The 14923-nt window shown below is 73.9% G+C and carries 14 protein-coding genes and 1 pseudogene; 9 read left to right on the forward strand and 6 right to left on the reverse strand.

Annotated features, from left to right (window positions below; genetic code table 11):
• The first annotated feature begins 20 nt into the window (after positions 1-20).
• The gene (locus A6Q81_RS10190) at positions 21-1268 is read left to right on the forward strand and encodes a hypothetical protein (RefSeq protein WP_286690366.1); all 1248 of its coding nucleotides are present in this window, start codon (positions 21-23) and stop codon (positions 1266-1268) included.
• Here the strand turns inward: A6Q81_RS10190 and A6Q81_RS10195 are convergent.
• Entirely contained in the window at positions 1235-3022 is a 1788-nt protein-coding gene (locus A6Q81_RS10195) for an AMP-dependent synthetase/ligase (RefSeq protein ID WP_286690367.1), read from the reverse strand. The two genes, A6Q81_RS10190 and A6Q81_RS10195, sit on opposite strands and share 34 nt — an antisense overlap.
• Positions 3023-3123: 101 nt before the next feature.
• Here A6Q81_RS10195 and A6Q81_RS10200 point away from each other — a divergent pair, with 101 nt between their 5' ends.
• The 4 genes and pseudogenes from A6Q81_RS10200 (at position 3124) to A6Q81_RS10215 (ending at position 5771) form a co-directional block, all read left to right on the forward strand.
• Positions 3124-3561: an SRPBCC family protein gene (locus A6Q81_RS10200; RefSeq protein WP_067858342.1), complete on the forward strand. Its 438-nt coding sequence runs from the start codon at positions 3124-3126 to the stop codon at positions 3559-3561.
• On the forward strand, positions 3554-3877 hold the full coding sequence (locus tag A6Q81_RS10205; protein WP_286690368.1) for a hypothetical protein: 324 nt from the start codon (positions 3554-3556) through the stop codon (positions 3875-3877). Before A6Q81_RS10200 ends, A6Q81_RS10205 begins: the two co-directional genes overlap by 8 nt.
• A pseudogene (locus A6Q81_RS17245) lies at positions 3874-4650 on the forward strand (ROK family protein); the annotation flags it as partial. The gene A6Q81_RS10205 and the pseudogene A6Q81_RS17245, both read left to right, overlap by 4 nt.
• Positions 4651-4736: 86 nt before the next feature.
• The gene (locus A6Q81_RS10215) at positions 4737-5771 is read left to right on the forward strand and encodes an ROK family glucokinase (RefSeq protein WP_067858333.1); all 1035 of its coding nucleotides are present in this window, start codon (positions 4737-4739) and stop codon (positions 5769-5771) included.
• Here the strand turns inward: A6Q81_RS10215 and A6Q81_RS10220 are convergent.
• On the reverse strand, positions 5677-6120 hold the full coding sequence (locus A6Q81_RS10220) for a hypothetical protein (protein WP_067858330.1): 444 nt from the start codon (positions 6118-6120) through the stop codon (positions 5677-5679). The genes A6Q81_RS10215 and A6Q81_RS10220 overlap by 95 nt on opposite strands.
• Positions 6113-6898: an alpha/beta hydrolase gene (locus A6Q81_RS10225; protein ID WP_286690370.1), complete on the reverse strand. Its 786-nt coding sequence runs from the start codon at positions 6896-6898 to the stop codon at positions 6113-6115. Before A6Q81_RS10225 ends, A6Q81_RS10220 begins: the two co-directional genes overlap by 8 nt.
• Before the next feature lie 80 nt (positions 6899-6978).
• Here A6Q81_RS10225 and A6Q81_RS10230 point away from each other — a divergent pair, with 80 nt between their 5' ends.
• The 3 genes from A6Q81_RS10230 to A6Q81_RS10240 all read left to right on the forward strand — a co-directional run bounded on the left by A6Q81_RS10230 (position 6979) and on the right by A6Q81_RS10240 (position 9779).
• Complete coding sequence (locus A6Q81_RS10230) at positions 6979-7731, forward strand: lysophospholipid acyltransferase family protein (protein WP_067858325.1); 753 nt, start codon at positions 6979-6981, stop codon at positions 7729-7731.
• A gap of 121 nt (positions 7732-7852) precedes the next feature.
• Positions 7853-8368: a DUF427 domain-containing protein gene (locus tag A6Q81_RS10235; RefSeq protein WP_067858322.1), complete on the forward strand. Its 516-nt coding sequence runs from the start codon at positions 7853-7855 to the stop codon at positions 8366-8368.
• Between the two features lie 73 nt (positions 8369-8441).
• A complete protein-coding gene (locus tag A6Q81_RS10240; protein ID WP_353681415.1) occupies positions 8442-9779 on the forward strand; it encodes a class II 3-deoxy-7-phosphoheptulonate synthase in 1338 nt (445 codons plus the stop codon).
• 57 nt (positions 9780-9836) lie between these two features.
• On the opposite strand, the gene pknB is transcribed toward A6Q81_RS10240, so the two are convergent.
• Together pknB and A6Q81_RS10250 are read right to left on the reverse strand one after the other, a co-directional pair.
• Positions 9837-11792, reverse strand: a complete 1956-nt coding sequence (gene pknB / locus A6Q81_RS10245; RefSeq protein WP_286690371.1) for a Stk1 family PASTA domain-containing Ser/Thr kinase — start codon at positions 11790-11792, stop codon at positions 9837-9839.
• 144 nt (positions 11793-11936) lie between these two features.
• The gene (locus A6Q81_RS10250; protein ID WP_286690372.1) at positions 11937-12980 is read right to left on the reverse strand and encodes a polyprenyl synthetase family protein; all 1044 of its coding nucleotides are present in this window, start codon (positions 12978-12980) and stop codon (positions 11937-11939) included.
• Between the two features lie 23 nt (positions 12981-13003).
• Here A6Q81_RS10250 and metF point away from each other — a divergent pair, with 23 nt between their 5' ends.
• The gene (metF, locus tag A6Q81_RS10255) at positions 13004-13912 is read left to right on the forward strand and encodes a methylenetetrahydrofolate reductase [NAD(P)H] (RefSeq protein WP_236749718.1); all 909 of its coding nucleotides are present in this window, start codon (positions 13004-13006) and stop codon (positions 13910-13912) included.
• A 13-nt stretch (positions 13913-13925) separates the two neighbouring features.
• On the opposite strand, the gene A6Q81_RS10260 is transcribed toward metF, so the two are convergent.
• A partial coding sequence (locus A6Q81_RS10260; protein WP_286690373.1) for a phytoene desaturase family protein occupies positions 13926-14923 on the reverse strand: 998 nt, incomplete at its 5' end.

Raw genomic sequence — 14923 nt, forward strand, 5'->3', positions numbered from 1 at the left:
ATGACCCACCCGCGTCGGCCATGAGGAGGCCGTCGGCCAACGTCGTGGCCGTCGCCGTCCTCGTGGCCGTCGCCGCGGCGGTGCTGCTGTGGCAGCGACCCTGGGCCGGGCAGCCGGCCGCCGCTCCCGCGCCCGTCGCGGTGCCCGCCGACGCACGCGCCGTGCTGGCCGACCAGCTGCAGGCCCTGTCCGACGCCGACACCGAGCAGGGGTTCGTCGCCGCAGCGGGGTCGACCGCTCGGGCCCGCACGTTCGCTCAGGAGGCGTGGGACGCCCGCCGCGACCTCGGCGTGGAGTCGGTGACGCTGCGCTACCTCTCCGGCGGCGACGTCGCCGACCGCGCCGACGGCTCGACGCTGGCCACCGTCGAGGTGTCCTGGCGGGCCGGGGCCGACTCGCCCGTGGCAGGGACGGCCGTGCGGTCGAGCCGGGTCGGTCTGCGGCTCGACCCCCAGCGCGACGGGACGTTCGCCGTCCGCAGCGCCACCAACGTCGGGCAGGACCGTCTGCCGCTGTGGCTGGCAGGTGAGGTGCGGGTGGGCGAGGGTCCCGACGACGTGCGCGTCGTCAGCGTCGACGGCGGCGTGCCCGACCTCGACGCGCTCGCCGCCGCCACGCGCGCCGACCGTGCCGTGCGCGCGACGGTCGCCGACGCCGACGGACGCCTCACGGTGGTCGCGCCGCGCTCACGGGCGACCACTGCGGCGCTGGTGGGGGAGACCCAGGACGAGGTGGCGGCGATCGCCGGCGTGACGACGACCGTCGACGGCACGACCGGGACCGCCCGCGTCATCGTGCTGAACCCCGACCTCTTCGCCGACATGGACGCACGGGCCCGGCAGGTCGTCATCACCCACGAGGCGGCCCACCTGCTCACCGGCGCGGTGGGGACGTCGATGGTCACGTGGGTGGCGGAGGGCTTCGCCGACTACGTGGCGCTGCGCCGCGACGACGCGCCGCTCGCCGTCAGCGCGGGGCAGGCGCTCGCTCAGGTCCGGGCCGACGGTCCGCCGCGCACCCTGCCCGACGCCGACACGTTCGCCGCAGCGGGCGGGCACGGGCTGGGTGCCGTGTACGAGTCGGCCTGGCTCGTGTTCCGCATGCTCGCGCAGGAGCGCTCGAACGAGAGCATCGTCGCCTTCTACGAGTCGGTGCGCGACGGCGCCGACGTTGACGACGCCGCACGGCGTCACCTGGGGCTCAGTGTCGCGCAGATCACCACGCAGTGGCGGGCCTACCTGGAGAAGAGCGCCTCGACGGTGTCGTGAAGGTCGCGCAGCACCGCGGTGCGCTTCACCTTGAACGACGGCGTGAGGTAGCCGTTCTCCTCGGTCCAGTCCTCCTCGAGGATCACGAACTTGCGGATCGACTCGGCCTGGGAGACCAGCGAGTTCGCGTCGTCGACCGCCGACTGGACGGCGGCCTCGAGCTCGGGGGAGTCCAGGGGGCCGTCCCATGCCTCGCGGTCGATGGTGACGAGCGCGGCGATGAACGGCTTGCCGTCGCCCACGACGAGGCACTGGCTCACGACGGGGTGCGCCCGGACCCGGTCCTCCAGCACCGCCGGGGCGACGTTCTTCCCGCCGGCGGTGACGATGATCTCCTTCTTGCGGCCGGTGACGCGCACGTAGCCGTCGTCGTCGACGTCGCCGAGGTCGCCGGTGGCGAACCAGCCGTCGGCGTCGAGAGCGGCGGCGGTGGCCTCGTCGTTCTCCCAGTAGCCGTGGAAGACCTGCGGGCCGCGGAACAGCAGCTCGCCGTCGTCGGCGATCCGCACCTCGGTGTCGGGGAACGGGCGGCCGACGGTCCCGACGCGCTGGGCGGTCGGCGTGTTGACGCACAGGGCCGCGGTGGTCTCGGTGAGGCCGTAGCCCTCCAGGACGGTCACCCCGATGCCGCGGTAGAAGTGCGCGAGCCGGTCGCCGAGGGGCGCGCCGCCGGAGATGGCCCACTCGGCGTGGCCGCCGAGCGCCGCCCGGAGCTTGCCGTAGACGAGCCGGTCGAAGAGGGCGTGCCGCGCGGCGAGCACCGGCCCGACGCGCTTCGGTGCGCCGCGACGTGTCGTCGCGTCCTGCGCCTTGCTGTAGGCGATGGCCGTCGCCACCGCGCGGTCGAAGATGCGGCCCTTGCCGTCGGCGTAGGCCTTCGTGCTGGCGGAGTTGAAGACCTTCTCGAAGACGCGCGGCACGGCGAGCACGAAGGTGGGCTGGTACTCGCCGAGGTCGGCCACGAGGTCCTTGACGTCGGCGGTGTGCCCGAGCCGCGCGCCGGAGCGGATGGCGCCGACCTGGATGATCCGCGCGAAGACGTGCGCCAGCGGGAGGAACAGCAGGGTGGAGGCACCCTCGCGGCCGAACAGCTCCGGCAGCCGCTCGAGGGCGCCGCCCAGCTCGGCGCGGAAGTTGCCGTGCGTGAGTCGGCAGCCCTTCGGCCGCCCGGTCGTGCCCGACGTGTAGATGAGGGTGGCGAGCGAGTCGGACGTGAGCGTCGAGCGCGCCTGCTCGAGCTGCGCGTCGTCGACCTGCGACCCCTGCGCGCGGACGGTGTCGAGGCCACCGTCGTCCAGGGACCAGACGTGCTGAAGGGCGGCCGTCGTCTGGCGCACGGAGTCGACGCGCTCGCGGTGGTGCGGGCTCTCGACCACGGCGGCGACGGCGCCGGAGTCGGAGAGGATCCACGAGATCTGCTCGGCCGAGGACGTCTCGTAGATCGGCACCGTGACGGCACCGACCCACCAGATCGCGTAGTCGACCAGCGTCCACTCGTAGCGGGTGCGCGACAGCAGCGCCACGCGGTCGCCCGGTCGCACGCCCGCGGCGAGCAGACCCTTGGCGACCTCGACGACGTCGGCGTGGAACGCGCCGATGCTCACGTCGGACCATCCGTCGGGCCCGCGGCGCGCCAGGGCGACCGCGTCGGGGTCGCGTGCGAGCCGGTCGAGGACGTCGTCGGTCAGGTTGCCCTGGTCGGTCGACGCCGGCGAGGCGGCGGGGACTCGGGTGGCATCGTCCGCAGCAGTCACGTAGCGCAGGCTACTCGCCGTCGACGCCGCACCGGAGGCGTGGGGCGGCGGCGACGCGCCGTCCCACTACGATGAGGATCCGACCGACCGAGGAGGGCTGCATGGCGCGCACGACCAGCGACATCGTCATCGATGCCGCGCCCTCCGCCGTCATGGCGGTCATCGCCGACTTCGACGCCTACCCGGCGTGGGCCACGGGCGTGCGCCAGGCCGACGTGCTGGCCACCGGCGCCGACGGACGCGCCGACCACGTGCGCTTCACGCTCGACGCCGCACCGATCCGCGACACCTACGAGCTGCTCTACACGTGGGACGGCGACCGGTCGGTGTCGTGGCGTCTCGCCGAGAAGGCCACGGTCCTGACCGCGCTCGACGGCACCTACGCGCTCGCGGTGGTCGACGGCGGGACGCGGGTCACCTACCAGCTGGCCGTCGACGTGGCCGTGCCGTTGCTCGGCACGCTCAAGCGCAAGGCGGAGAAGGTCATCATCGACGCGGCGCTGAGCGGGTTGAAGCAGCGGGTCGAGAGCCTTGCCTGAGGACGAGGTCGGGTCCCTCGGGCAGGAGACCCTGAAGCTGCTCCGCGCGCTTGCCGTCGACACCGAGTCGGTCGCCGACGCCGTGCGCGACGCACCGGACCCCGACGCCCCGGAGACCGAGGCCGGGTCGCAGCACGTCTGCACCACGAGCTGGTGCCCCGTGTGCCAGGTGGTCGGCTTCGTGAAGGACAACCCCGAGGTGGTCGAGGAGGTCGCGCTGGCGGCCCTCCACCTCGCCCGGACGGTGCGCGACGCCTTCGAGGCCGCCACCCGCACGGCCGCACCGGCCGACGACGAGGAGGAGACGCGCCCATGACGGGTCAGCGCAGCACGGACCGCCCGCCGACCCTCGGCGTGGGCGTCGACATCGGTGGCACCAAGGTCGCCGCCGGGCTCGTCGACGCCGACGGCACGATCCTCGACAGCGTCTCCGAGCCCACCCCGGCCGGCGGCAAGATCGCGGCGCTCGTGGCCGACCTCGTCGACCGCCTGCGCGAACGTGCCACGGCGCCGGTCGCCGGCATCGGCGTGGGTGCGGCGGGCTTCGTCTCCGCCGACCGCTCGACGGTCACGTTCGCGCCGAACATCGACTGGCGCGACGAGCCCCTCGGTGCGGACATCGCGCGGCTGCTCGACCTGCCGGTCGTCGTCGAGAACGACGCGAACGCCGCGGCGTGGGGCGAGTACCGCTTCGGTGCCGGCGCCGACTCCGACGACCTGCTGCTCGTGACGATCGGCACCGGCGTCGGTGGCGGCGTGATCCAGGACGGTGACCTCGTGCGGGGCGGCTTCGGCGCCGCCGCCGAGGTCGGCCACCTGCGGCTGGTGCGCGACGGCCGGCTGTGCGGGTGCGGCCAGCACGGCTGCTTCGAGCAGTACGCGAGCGGCAGCGCCCTCGTGCACGACGCGCGGGAGCGCGCGGCGTCCGACGACCCGACGGCGGCGGCCCTGCTCGCCCGCGCGGGCGGCGTCGACGCGATCACGGGCCCGATGGTCACCGACCTCGCCCAGCAGGGCGACCCCCTGTGCGTCGACCTGCTGCACGACCTCGGCACCTGGATCGGCGAGGGCTGCGCCTCGCTCGCCGCCGTCCTCGACCCCACCGTCATCGTCATCGGCGGGGGCGTGGGCGCGGCGGGCGACCTCGTGCCCCGCCGACCGGACAGGAGACTGACGTGGCGGACAGGCTCGCCGTCGGCATCGACATCGGCGGTACCAAGATCGCGGCCGGCGTGGTCGACGAGGACGGCCGGGTCATCGCCCGCACGCGGCGCGAGACGCCGACGACGGAGCCCGAGGCCGTGCTCGACGCGATCGTCGAGATCACCGCCGAGTTCCGCGCCGAGCTGCCGGTCAAGGCCGTCGGCATCGGCGCCGCCGGCTTCGTCGACGCGTCGCAGTCGACCGTGCTCTTCGCACCCCACCTCGCGTGGCGGCACGAGCCGCTGCGCGACCGGGTGGCGCGTCGCACGATGCTGCCCGTCATGGTCGACAACGACGCCAACACCAGCGGGTGGGCGGAGTGGCGCTTCGGCGCGGCGCAGAACGAGCCCGACCTGGTCCTCATCACGCTGGGCACCGGCATCGGCGGGGCGCTCGTCATCGACGGCCTGCCCTACCGCGGACACTTCGGCATCGCCGGCGAGTTCGGCCATATGCAGGTCGTGCCGGGCGGCAACGCCTGCGAGTGCGGCAACCTGGGCTGCTGGGAGCAGTACGCGAGCGGCCGCGTGCTCGGGCGACGCGCTGCGGCCGCCGTGGCGGAGGGCTCGCCCATCGGCCGACGTCTGGCCGAGGCGGCCGGCGGACCCGAGCGGGTCGAGGGTGCGCACGTGACGCCCCTGGCGGAGTCCGGCGACGAGGAGGCGATCGCCTGGATCGCCGAGGTCGGCGACTGGCTCGGCGTCGGGATGGCGAACCTCGCCGCCGCGCTCGACCCCGGCCTCTTCGTGGTCGGCGGCGGCGTGAGCGACGCCCGCGAGATGCTCCTCGGCCCCGCGCGGGAGGCCTACTCGCGGACCCTGACGGGGCGCGGCTACCGCTCGGAGGCGCGGATCGTCCGCGCGCACCTCGGGCCCGAGGCGGGTCTCATCGGCGCGGCCGACATGGCCCGCCTCACAGCGCGGCGCCGTCGTCCGGCCAATCCTGCTGCCCGGGTCCGTGTTCGGGCAGCTGCGCGATCAGGTAGATCGCCGAAGCGACGAAGGTGAGCGCCGCGCCCAGCAGCACGGGGCGCGACAACCAGCTGCCGCCGACCGTCGCGAGCACGAGCAGGAGGGGCGAGCCCACCAGGCCCGCCCAGGCGGTCGCGCGACCCCGGTGCAGCGGCCGTGCCGGCCCCGGCCGGACGTGGCGGTAGAACTGCTCGTCGACCGGGTCGGGCTGGTCGTCGAGCTCGACCGGCTCGGGCTCGGGCTCCGGCTCTGCGGGCTGCGCGACCCCGAGGGGGAACGGCAGGTCGAGGTCGAGCCGCTCGACGATCGCGTCGAAGGCGTCGCGGTCGCTGCTGCGTCGCGCCTCGCCGTCGTCGTCGGGCGTGCGGTCGTCGCGGTCAGCCACGGTCGACCCCGTCCGTGATCCCACCCGTGATCTCCGCGACGAACGCGGCGGACCGCTCCCGGATCAGCGGGGCGTCGTGGTCGACGGTCGCGACGTGGTAGCTGTCGGTCAGCTCGACCACGGTCAGCAGGTCGGGTCGCACGCCCTCGCGCACGAGCGCCAGGGTGCTGTCGTCGACGACGTGGTCCTCGACGGAGCGGAAGAACAGCACGGGGGACTGCACGCGGTCGAGACCGTCGCGGACGTCGTCCCACAGCTGCATCATCGAGTGCAGCGCGCGCAGCGGTGTGCGGTCGTAGGCGCCCTCGCTGACCCCGGGCTTCTTGATGTCGCCGCCGATCGCGGCCATGGACGGCAGCACGTGCTTGAGCACGGGCACCGCCTTGAGCCGCGGGTCGCGCGACGCGACCGCCGGGTTCACGAGCACCACGCCCGCGACGTCGGCGGGCCGCTGCTCGGCCAGGCGCAGCGCGAGGCAGCCGCCCATCGACAGCCCGGCCACGACGACGGCGTCGCACCGCTCCCGCAGGACGTCGAGCTCGTGGTCGAGGGCGCCGTACCAGTCGCGCCAGGTGGTGCGGTTCATCTCCTGCCACGTGGTGCCGTGCCCGGGCAACCGCGGCACCCGGACGGTGTACCCGCGGTCGGCGAGGTCGCGGCCCCAGTCGACCATCGACGCGGGGGACCCGGTGAAGCCGTGGCTGAGCAGGACACCGACGCGGCCGGCGTCGTGGGCGAAGGGCTCGGCTCCGGGCACGACGGTGGGGGACGGGCTCATGGAACCATCCTCTCCCACGGTGTCGCCGCCGCACACCCCCCGGATCGCGGTAGTGTCCGGGTGACGCTGAGGAGGCGACGTTGTTCTACTGGTTCCTGAAGTTCCTGGCCCTGGGTCCGCTGCTGAAGCTGATCTTCAGGCCGTGGGCCGAGGGCACCGAGAACGTGCCCAAGGAGGGCGCGGTCATCCTCGCGAGCAACCACCTGTCCTACAGCGACTGGTTGTTCATGCCGCTGGTGATCCCGCGGCGCGTGACGTTCGTGGCGAAGGCCGAGTACTTCGAGACCCCCGGCATCAAGGGCTGGTTCCAGAAGAAGTTCTTCTCCGGCGCCGGCCAGGTGCCGATCGACCGGTCGAGCGGGTCCGCCGCCGCCGGCGCGATCGCCACGCAGCTGCGCCTGCTGTCGGAGGGCGAGGTCTGCGGGATCTACCCCGAGGGCACCCGCTCCCACGACGGCAAGCTCTACCGCGGACGCACGGGCGTGGCGCGCATCGCGCTCGAGTCCGGCGTGCCGGTGATCCCGCTCGCGGTCATCAACACCGACGTCGTGGCTCCTCCCGGCAAGGTCTTCGGGCGGATGGCCCGGCCCGGTGTCCGCTTCGGCGAGCCGCTCGACTTCAGCCGCTACGAGGGGCTGGAGGGCGACCGGTTCATCCTGCGGGCCGTCACCGACGAGATCATGTACGAGATCATGCGGCTCTCCGGCCAGGAGTACGTCGACCTGTACGCGCAGGACGCCAAGAAGCGCGACCGCGAGGCCGAGCGCGAGGCGGCGCGGACGGCCGAGCGCGCGGAGTCCGACGAGGTCTGGGACCAGATCAAGCCCGAGTGACGCCGCGTCGTCGCGCCCACCTGCCCGGTCCGGCACTCGTCGTGCGCGGCGGAGGTAGGGCGACGACGATGGGAGCAGGGCCCACAGGCGTCGGGCCCGCGACCAGCGGAGGACGGCGGGCATGAGCGCGTACGAGGGTCACGACCACGACCAGCACGGGACCCGGCGGCCCGACGTGGAGGACGTCTGGTCCTACCCGCGCCCGCCCGCCGTGGTCCCCAGCTCCGAGACGGTCGTCGTCGAGCTCGGCGGCCTCGAGGTCGTGCGGACCACGTCGGCCTTGCGCGTCCTGGAGACGAGCCACCCGCCGACCTACTACCTGCCGATCGCCGACGTCCGTGACGGCGTGCTGCGGCCCGTCGCCCGTCGGACGTGGTGCGAGTACAAGGGGGAGGCGGCCTACTTCGACCTCGTGGCGGGCGACCGCGTGGTGCCCGCGGGCGCGTGGACCTATCCCACGCCGACCCGGGGCTACGAGGTGCTCCTGGACCACGTGGCGCTGTACCCCGCGCAGATGGACCGCTGCACCGTCGACGGCGAGGTCGTGCAGGCCCAGGACGGCGACTTCTACGGCGGCTGGATCACCTCGCGCGTCGGCGGACCGTTCAAGGGTGCGCCCGGCACGCTGCACTGGTGAGCCGGGCGTCCTGCGCCGGGCGTCCCTCGGACGGACGGGTTTCGAGCCGGTGGGGGAGCCGCACTAGACTCTCCTGGTGAGCATTCCGAGCCTCGACGACCTCCACGCGATGGGAGCTGCCCAGCAGCCCACCTACGCCGACCCCGCTGCCCGCGAGCGCGCGCTCGAGCAGCTGCGCCGGATGCCGCCCCTGGTCTTTGCCGGCGAGTGCGACGACCTCCGCGACCGCATGGCCGCCGTGGCCCGCGGCGAGGCGTTCCTGCTGCAGGGCGGCGACTGCGCCGAGACCTTCGAGGGCGTCACCGCCGAGAACGTGCGCAACAAGCTGCGGGTGCTGCTGTCGATGGCCGTCGTCCTGACGTACGCCGCCAGCGTGCCCGTGGTCAAGGTCGGCCGGCTCGCGGGGCAGTACGCCAAGCCGCGATCCCGCGACACCGAGACCCGCGACGGCGTGACGCTGCCGGCCTACCGCGGCGACGCCGTCAATGGCTTCGACTTCACGCCCGAGTCGCGCGTGCACGACCCGCAGCGTCTCGTCGACGTGTACCACGCGTCCAGCGCCACGCTGAACCTCGCGCGCGCCTTCACCACGGGCGGCTACGCCGACCTGCGCCAGATGCACGAGTGGAACAAGGACTTCGTCAAGAACAGCCCGGTCGGCGTCAGCTACGAGCAGGTGGGCGGCGAGATCGACCGCGCCCTCGCGTTCATGGACGCCATCGGCGTCGAGCCCGACGCGTTCCGCTCCGTCGACTTCTACTCCTCCCACGAGGCGCTCATCCTCGAGTACGAGCACGCCCTCACCCGGGTCGACTCCCGCACCCAGCGCTCGTACGACGTCTCCAGCCACTTCGTCTGGATCGGCGAGCGCACGCGCCAGCTCGACGGCGCCCACGTGGAGCTGCTGAGCCACATCGCCAACCCGATCGGCGTCAAGCTCGGCCCGACCACGTCGGCCGACGACGCGATCGCGCTGTACGAGAAGCTCAACCCCGAGCGCGAGCCGGGCCGGATCACGTTCATCACCCGCTTCGGCGCCGACAAGATCCGCGACCTCCTGCCGCCCCTCGTGGAGAAGGTGACTGCCGCCGGCCTCGAGGTCGCGTGGGTGTGCGACCCCATGCACGGCAACACCTTCGAGGCCTCCACGGGCTACAAGACCCGCGAGTTCGACGACGTCATCGACGAGACCCGCGGCTTCTTCGAGGTGCACCGCGCGCTCGGCACGTGGCCCGGCGGCATCCACGTGGAGCTGACCGGCGACGACGTCACCGAGTGCGTCGGCGGCGGTCGACGCGTCTCCGCCGAGGACCTCGCCACGCGCTACGAGACGCTGTGCGACCCGCGGCTCAACCGCGAGCAGTCGCTCGAGCTGGCCTTCCTCGTGGCCGACATGCTGCACCAGCGCTGATCCTGCGGCACCCGCCGACACCGGCGCCCCCGGACGAGGTCCGGGGGCGCCGGTCGTTCAGACGTAGATGACGACGGTCGAGCCGACCTTGGCCTTGCCCGAGCCCGGGTCCTGGAAGACGACGCGGTCGGAGCCGGGGATGCGGTTGCGCACGTCGACCTCGAAGCCGGCCTCCTCGAGCGCCTTCACGGCCTCGTCGCGCGGGCGACCGAGCACGTCGGGCACGTCGACGGACTCCGGGCCCTTCGACACCTCGATCGTGACGGTGTCGCCGCGGAACAGCGTGCCGTCCCTCGGTGTCTGGCTGATGACCCGGTCCTTCGGGACGTCGTCGGAGAAGGACTCGCGCACGGTGACGGCGAACGACGCCTCCTCGAGCGCCGCGCGCGCCTCCTGGCGGGTGCGGCCGGTCTGGTCGGGCACCTGGATCGGCTCGCGGCCCCGGCTCACGACGAGGTCGACCACGGTGCCGCGCCGGACCTGCTGGCCGACCTTGACGCCGGAGACGGCGACGACCTGCCCCTGGGGCACGGTCTCGTCGTAGCGCTCGGTGACGTCACCGGCCTGCAGGTTGCGCCTCTCGAGCGCCGCGCGGGCGTCGTCGAGGGTCCGGCCCGACAGGTCGGGCACGGCGTAGCGCTCCTTGCCCTTGGAGACGACCGCCGTGATCTTCTGGCCCGGCAGCAGCCGGTCGCCGACGGCGGGGTCGGTGGAGATGACGGTGCCGAGGGGCGCGGTCTCGGAGAACGCGCGACGGGTGACGTCGAGCTCGAACCCCGCGTCCTTGGCCTCCTCGGCCGCCTGCGCCTCGGCCTGGCCGACCAGCTGCGGGACCGCCTCGTAGCGGCCGAAGCCCAGCCAGTAGCCGGCACCGGCTGCGACGAGCGCCGCGAGGAGCGTGGCCACCAGCAGCAGCCGGCCGCGTCGTCGTGCACGGTCGTCGCGGGTGCGGGTGGGCGGCTCCTGCGGCGGGGGAGCCGCTGCGGCGGCGGGGGTGCGCGACCACGTGTCGCTGCTCCAGCGCATGGTCGGCTCCGCGCGGGCGACGACCTCGCCGGTCTCGCGGTCGACGAGGACGGTCTCGCCGCCGTCGTCGTCCAGGGCCGAGGCCGCGGACGGTGACATCGGGCCCGAGAGGGCGCCGTCGGGGTACTCGTGCTCGAGCACGACCGGGCGGGTCGGCTCGTCGTCGGGGGCCGTCGTGCGCGGCAGGAGGTCGGCGGTGAGGTCGGGGTCGTCGGCCAGCCCCTCCACGAGGGCCCGCTCGACCAGCCGGACCTGCCGCAGCAGCACGCCGGCGTCCTGCGAGCGCTGCGTGCGGTCGCGGACCGTGGCCCTGGCGACGAGCGCGTCGACGTAGGGCGGCAGCTCAGGACGCAGCAGCGACGGCGGCGCGACGTCCTCGTGGACGTGCTTGTAGGCCACCTGAATCGGTGACTCGCCCGTGTGCGGCTTGACGCCCGTGAGCATCTCATAGAGCAGCGCCCCGCACGCGTACACGTCGGAGCGTGCGTCGGCGCCCTCGTTGACGACGATCTCGGGCGCGAGGTAGGAGACGGTGCCGATGAGCGTGCCGCCCGTGGCGGTGGTCGCGGCGCTGACGGCGCGGGCCAGGCCGAAGTCGGCGACCTTGACCTCGCCGTCGGGCGTGATGAGCACGTTCTCGGGCTTCACGTCGCGGTGGACCAGGTGCGCGCGGTGCGCCGCGGACAGCGCCGTCAGGACGTCGGCGAGGAGACGCAGCGCCCGCAGCGGACGCATGGGCGCCTCCTCGCGCATCACGTCGCGCAGGGTGCGCCCCGGTACGTACTCCATGACGAGGTAGGTGATGTCGCCGTCGCGGCCCTGGTCGAAGACGGCCACGACACCGCGGTGGTTGAGCTTGGCGGCGGCGCGCGCCTCCCGCTCGAAGCGCTGCGAGAACTCCTCGTCGTCGCCGAGCCCGGCGTGCATGACCTTGACGGCGACCGGACGGTCCAAGAGGAGGTCGCGGGCTAGGAAGACGTCGGCCATACCGCCACGGGCACGCCGGACCTCCTCACGTCGGCTCCACAGGCCGGCTGACCCTGGGACGAGTGTAGAGAACAGCCTCGCGCGGACGGTGCTGCGCGGCCGTGTCCTCGTCGGGAGTTGCCCGCGCAGCCCGCTCCGCGGTGCTCAGGAGGAGCGTCGGGTCGCGCTGAGCGCCAGCGGTGCCAGGACGTCGCGCGCTGCCGGACCGAGCGCGTCGATCGCCTCGTCGACCTCGTCCTCGAGCCGGGCGATGTCGCGCTCGACGGCCGCGAGTGCGCCGGTGCGGGTCATGAGGTCGGTGAGCGGGGCGACGCCCTCGCGCGTGCCCAGCAGCCGGGTGAGCAGCTCACGGTCGTCGTCGGAGCCCAGCTCGAGGGCACGGGCCACCAGCACCGTGCGCTTGCCCTCGCGCAGGTCGTCGCCCGCCGGCTTGCCCGTCGCGGCCGGGTCGCCGAAGACGCCCAGCACGTCGTCGCGCAGCTGGAACGCCTGGCCGAGCGGCACGGCGATGGCGCTCAGCCCCGCCACCAGCGCGTCGTCGGCTCCTGCCAGCGCCGCGCCGATGTGCAGCGGTCGCTCCACCGTGTAGGAGGCGGCCTTGAACCGCACGATCGTCATGGCCTCCTCGACGGTGACGGTGGCGCGGGTCTGCGCCAGCACGTCGAGGTACTGGCCCGCGACGACCTCCGAGCGGCAGAGGTCGAGGTAGCGCAGCGCCTCGGGCACCCGAGGCAGGCCGGAGGAGCGCAGCTGCTCGTCGGCCCACGAGAGCATGAGGTCGCCCAGCAGCACCGCGGTGGCCTGGCCGAAGCGTGCGGCGTCGCCCACGGACCCCTCGACCGCGCGGTGCCGTGCCTCGAAGTCGCGGTGCACGCTCGGGTGCCCACGCCGGGTGTCGGAGCCGTCCATCAGGTCGTCGTGGACGAGGGCGCTGGCCTGCAGCCACTCGAGCGACGCCGCGGCGGTGACGAGGGCGGGATCGTCGGGGTCGCCGCCGGCCACGAGCCACCCGGCGCGGCAGAACAGCGGCCGCAGCCGCTTGCCGCCGGCGACGAAGGCCACGGCGCTGTCGAGGAACGGGGCGAGGTCGGTGCCGACGTCGGCGAGCTCGGCGCGGCGTCGAGCCGCGAAGCGCTCGAGCTCGTCGGCCACGGCGTCTCGGAACTCGACAAGATCGGCGGCTACCACGTCGCGGACGATACCGTTGGCCCGTGACCGACGCCCCCGCGCCCGTGCCCTCCCACTCGATCGTGGAGGACCTCCGCGACCAGCGTCCCTGCGTCTCCTTCGAGTTCTTCCCGCCCAAGGACGACGCGGGGGAGGAGGTCCTGTGGCGCACCATCGCCGACCTCGAGCCGCTGCGTCCGTCGTTCGTCTCCGTGACCTACGGCGCCGGCGGGACGAGCCAGGACCGCACGGTCCGGGTGACGTCGCGCATCGCGGAGGAGTCGCGGATCCGCGCCGTCGGGCACCTGACCCTGGTCGGGCAGAGCCGCTCGGAGATCGAGGCGGTCCTCAAGCAGTACGCGGCGTCCGGCATCCGCCACGTCCTGGCCCTGCGCGGCGACCCCAAGGGCGGGCCCCGGGCGCCGTGGGAGACCCACCCGGAGGGCATGGACCACGCGGTCGAGCTCGTCGAGCTGGCCCGTGACCTGGGCGACTTCACGGTCGGCGTCGCGGCGTTCCCCGAGGGCCACCCCGACGCCGGCGGACTCGAGCCCGACGCGGACGTGCTCGTCGCGAAGCACCGGGCGGGCGCGGAGTTCGCGATCACCCAGCTGTTCTTCCGCGCGCAGGACTATGTCGATCTCGTCGAGCGGGTCCGGTCCCGCGGGAGCGACCTGCCGATCGTCCCCGGCATCATGCCGATCCTGAACTTCTCGCAGGTCGCCCGCATGGCCGAGCTGTCGGGGGCAGAGATCCCGCGTGAGGTCCTCGACGTCGTCGAGCCGGTGCAGGACGATCCTGCGGCGGTGCGTGCGCGTGGCATCGAGCTGGCCACCCAGCTGTGTCGCGACCTGCTCGCCCAGGGCGCGCCCGGCCTGCACTTCATCACGCTGAACCGCTCCAAGGCCACGCGCGAGATCTTCGAGACGCTACGGGGCGAGGGCCTGGTCTGACCCGCACTCCCGCTCAGGCGGGGGTGGCCGGACGACGCGGCACGGCGCCGAGCCGTTCGGCGATCGCCTCGGTGGCGAGACCGATCGCCTCCAGCGAGGGTCCCGGGTGCGCGTGCGCGCCGGCCATCACGACGCCGGGGGGCAGCGTCGGGCCCGGGCGCTGCAGCACCGTGCGCCAGCCTCGCCACTGCCAGCCCCAGTGACCCAGGCGCACGAGGTCGGCCGGGGCGAGGTCGTGGCGCTCCACCACCCGGTCGCGCAGGTCGATGCCGACGCGCACGAGCGCGATCAGCGGGTCCTCGGCCTTGTGGTGCGCGATCGTCCAGCAGCCGGGAGAGCCCTCCCAGAGATGCAGCGGCGGGTCGGCGTGCACCGCGACGTCGCGGGCGAGGTCGGGCGTCGGGGCGTCCGGCGACAGCCGGACGAGTGCCCGGTGGGCCGGGATGCGCGGCAGCAGCGCCGGCTCGGGGAGTCCGTCGGGCCAGGTCGGCGCGCACCACGCCACGACGTCGGCCGCCACCACCCCGTCGTCGGTGCGGACGCCGGTGACGCCGGACGTGTCGCGCTCGACGCCCCACGCAGAGCACCCGAGGCGCACGTCGACGCGACGTTCCTCGAGCCGCCGGGCGAGGGCGTCGGCGAGCGCCGGCATGCCGCCCTCGACCTCCCATCGCCCGAAGTTCCGCTCGACCTGGTGGCGTACCGCCGTGGCAGCGGGCACGGCGCGCGGGTCGTCGCCGGCGAGCACGACGTCGTCGAGCACCATGCGACGCACCCGGTCGTCGTCGAAGGTCCGCGCGACCTCGCGGCTCAGGGGACGGCGCGCGTGGAGGGCGCGACGGGTCGCCCGGTCGAGCGAGTCGGCGCTGGGCACCTGGTTGAGCAGCCGTCGTCGGACGAGGTCCCAGGGCTCGGTCATCGGGTCGAGCCACGGGCTCCAGGGATCCTCGCCGAAGGTCCCGAGGAAGGCGTCGACCTGTCCCGAGCGCCGGCCCATCGGCAGGTCCATCA

This window comes from Aeromicrobium sp. REDSEA-S38_B2 (assembly GCF_001628525.1).
GTDB lineage: Bacteria > Actinomycetota > Actinomycetes > Propionibacteriales > Nocardioidaceae > Aeromicrobium > Aeromicrobium erythreum.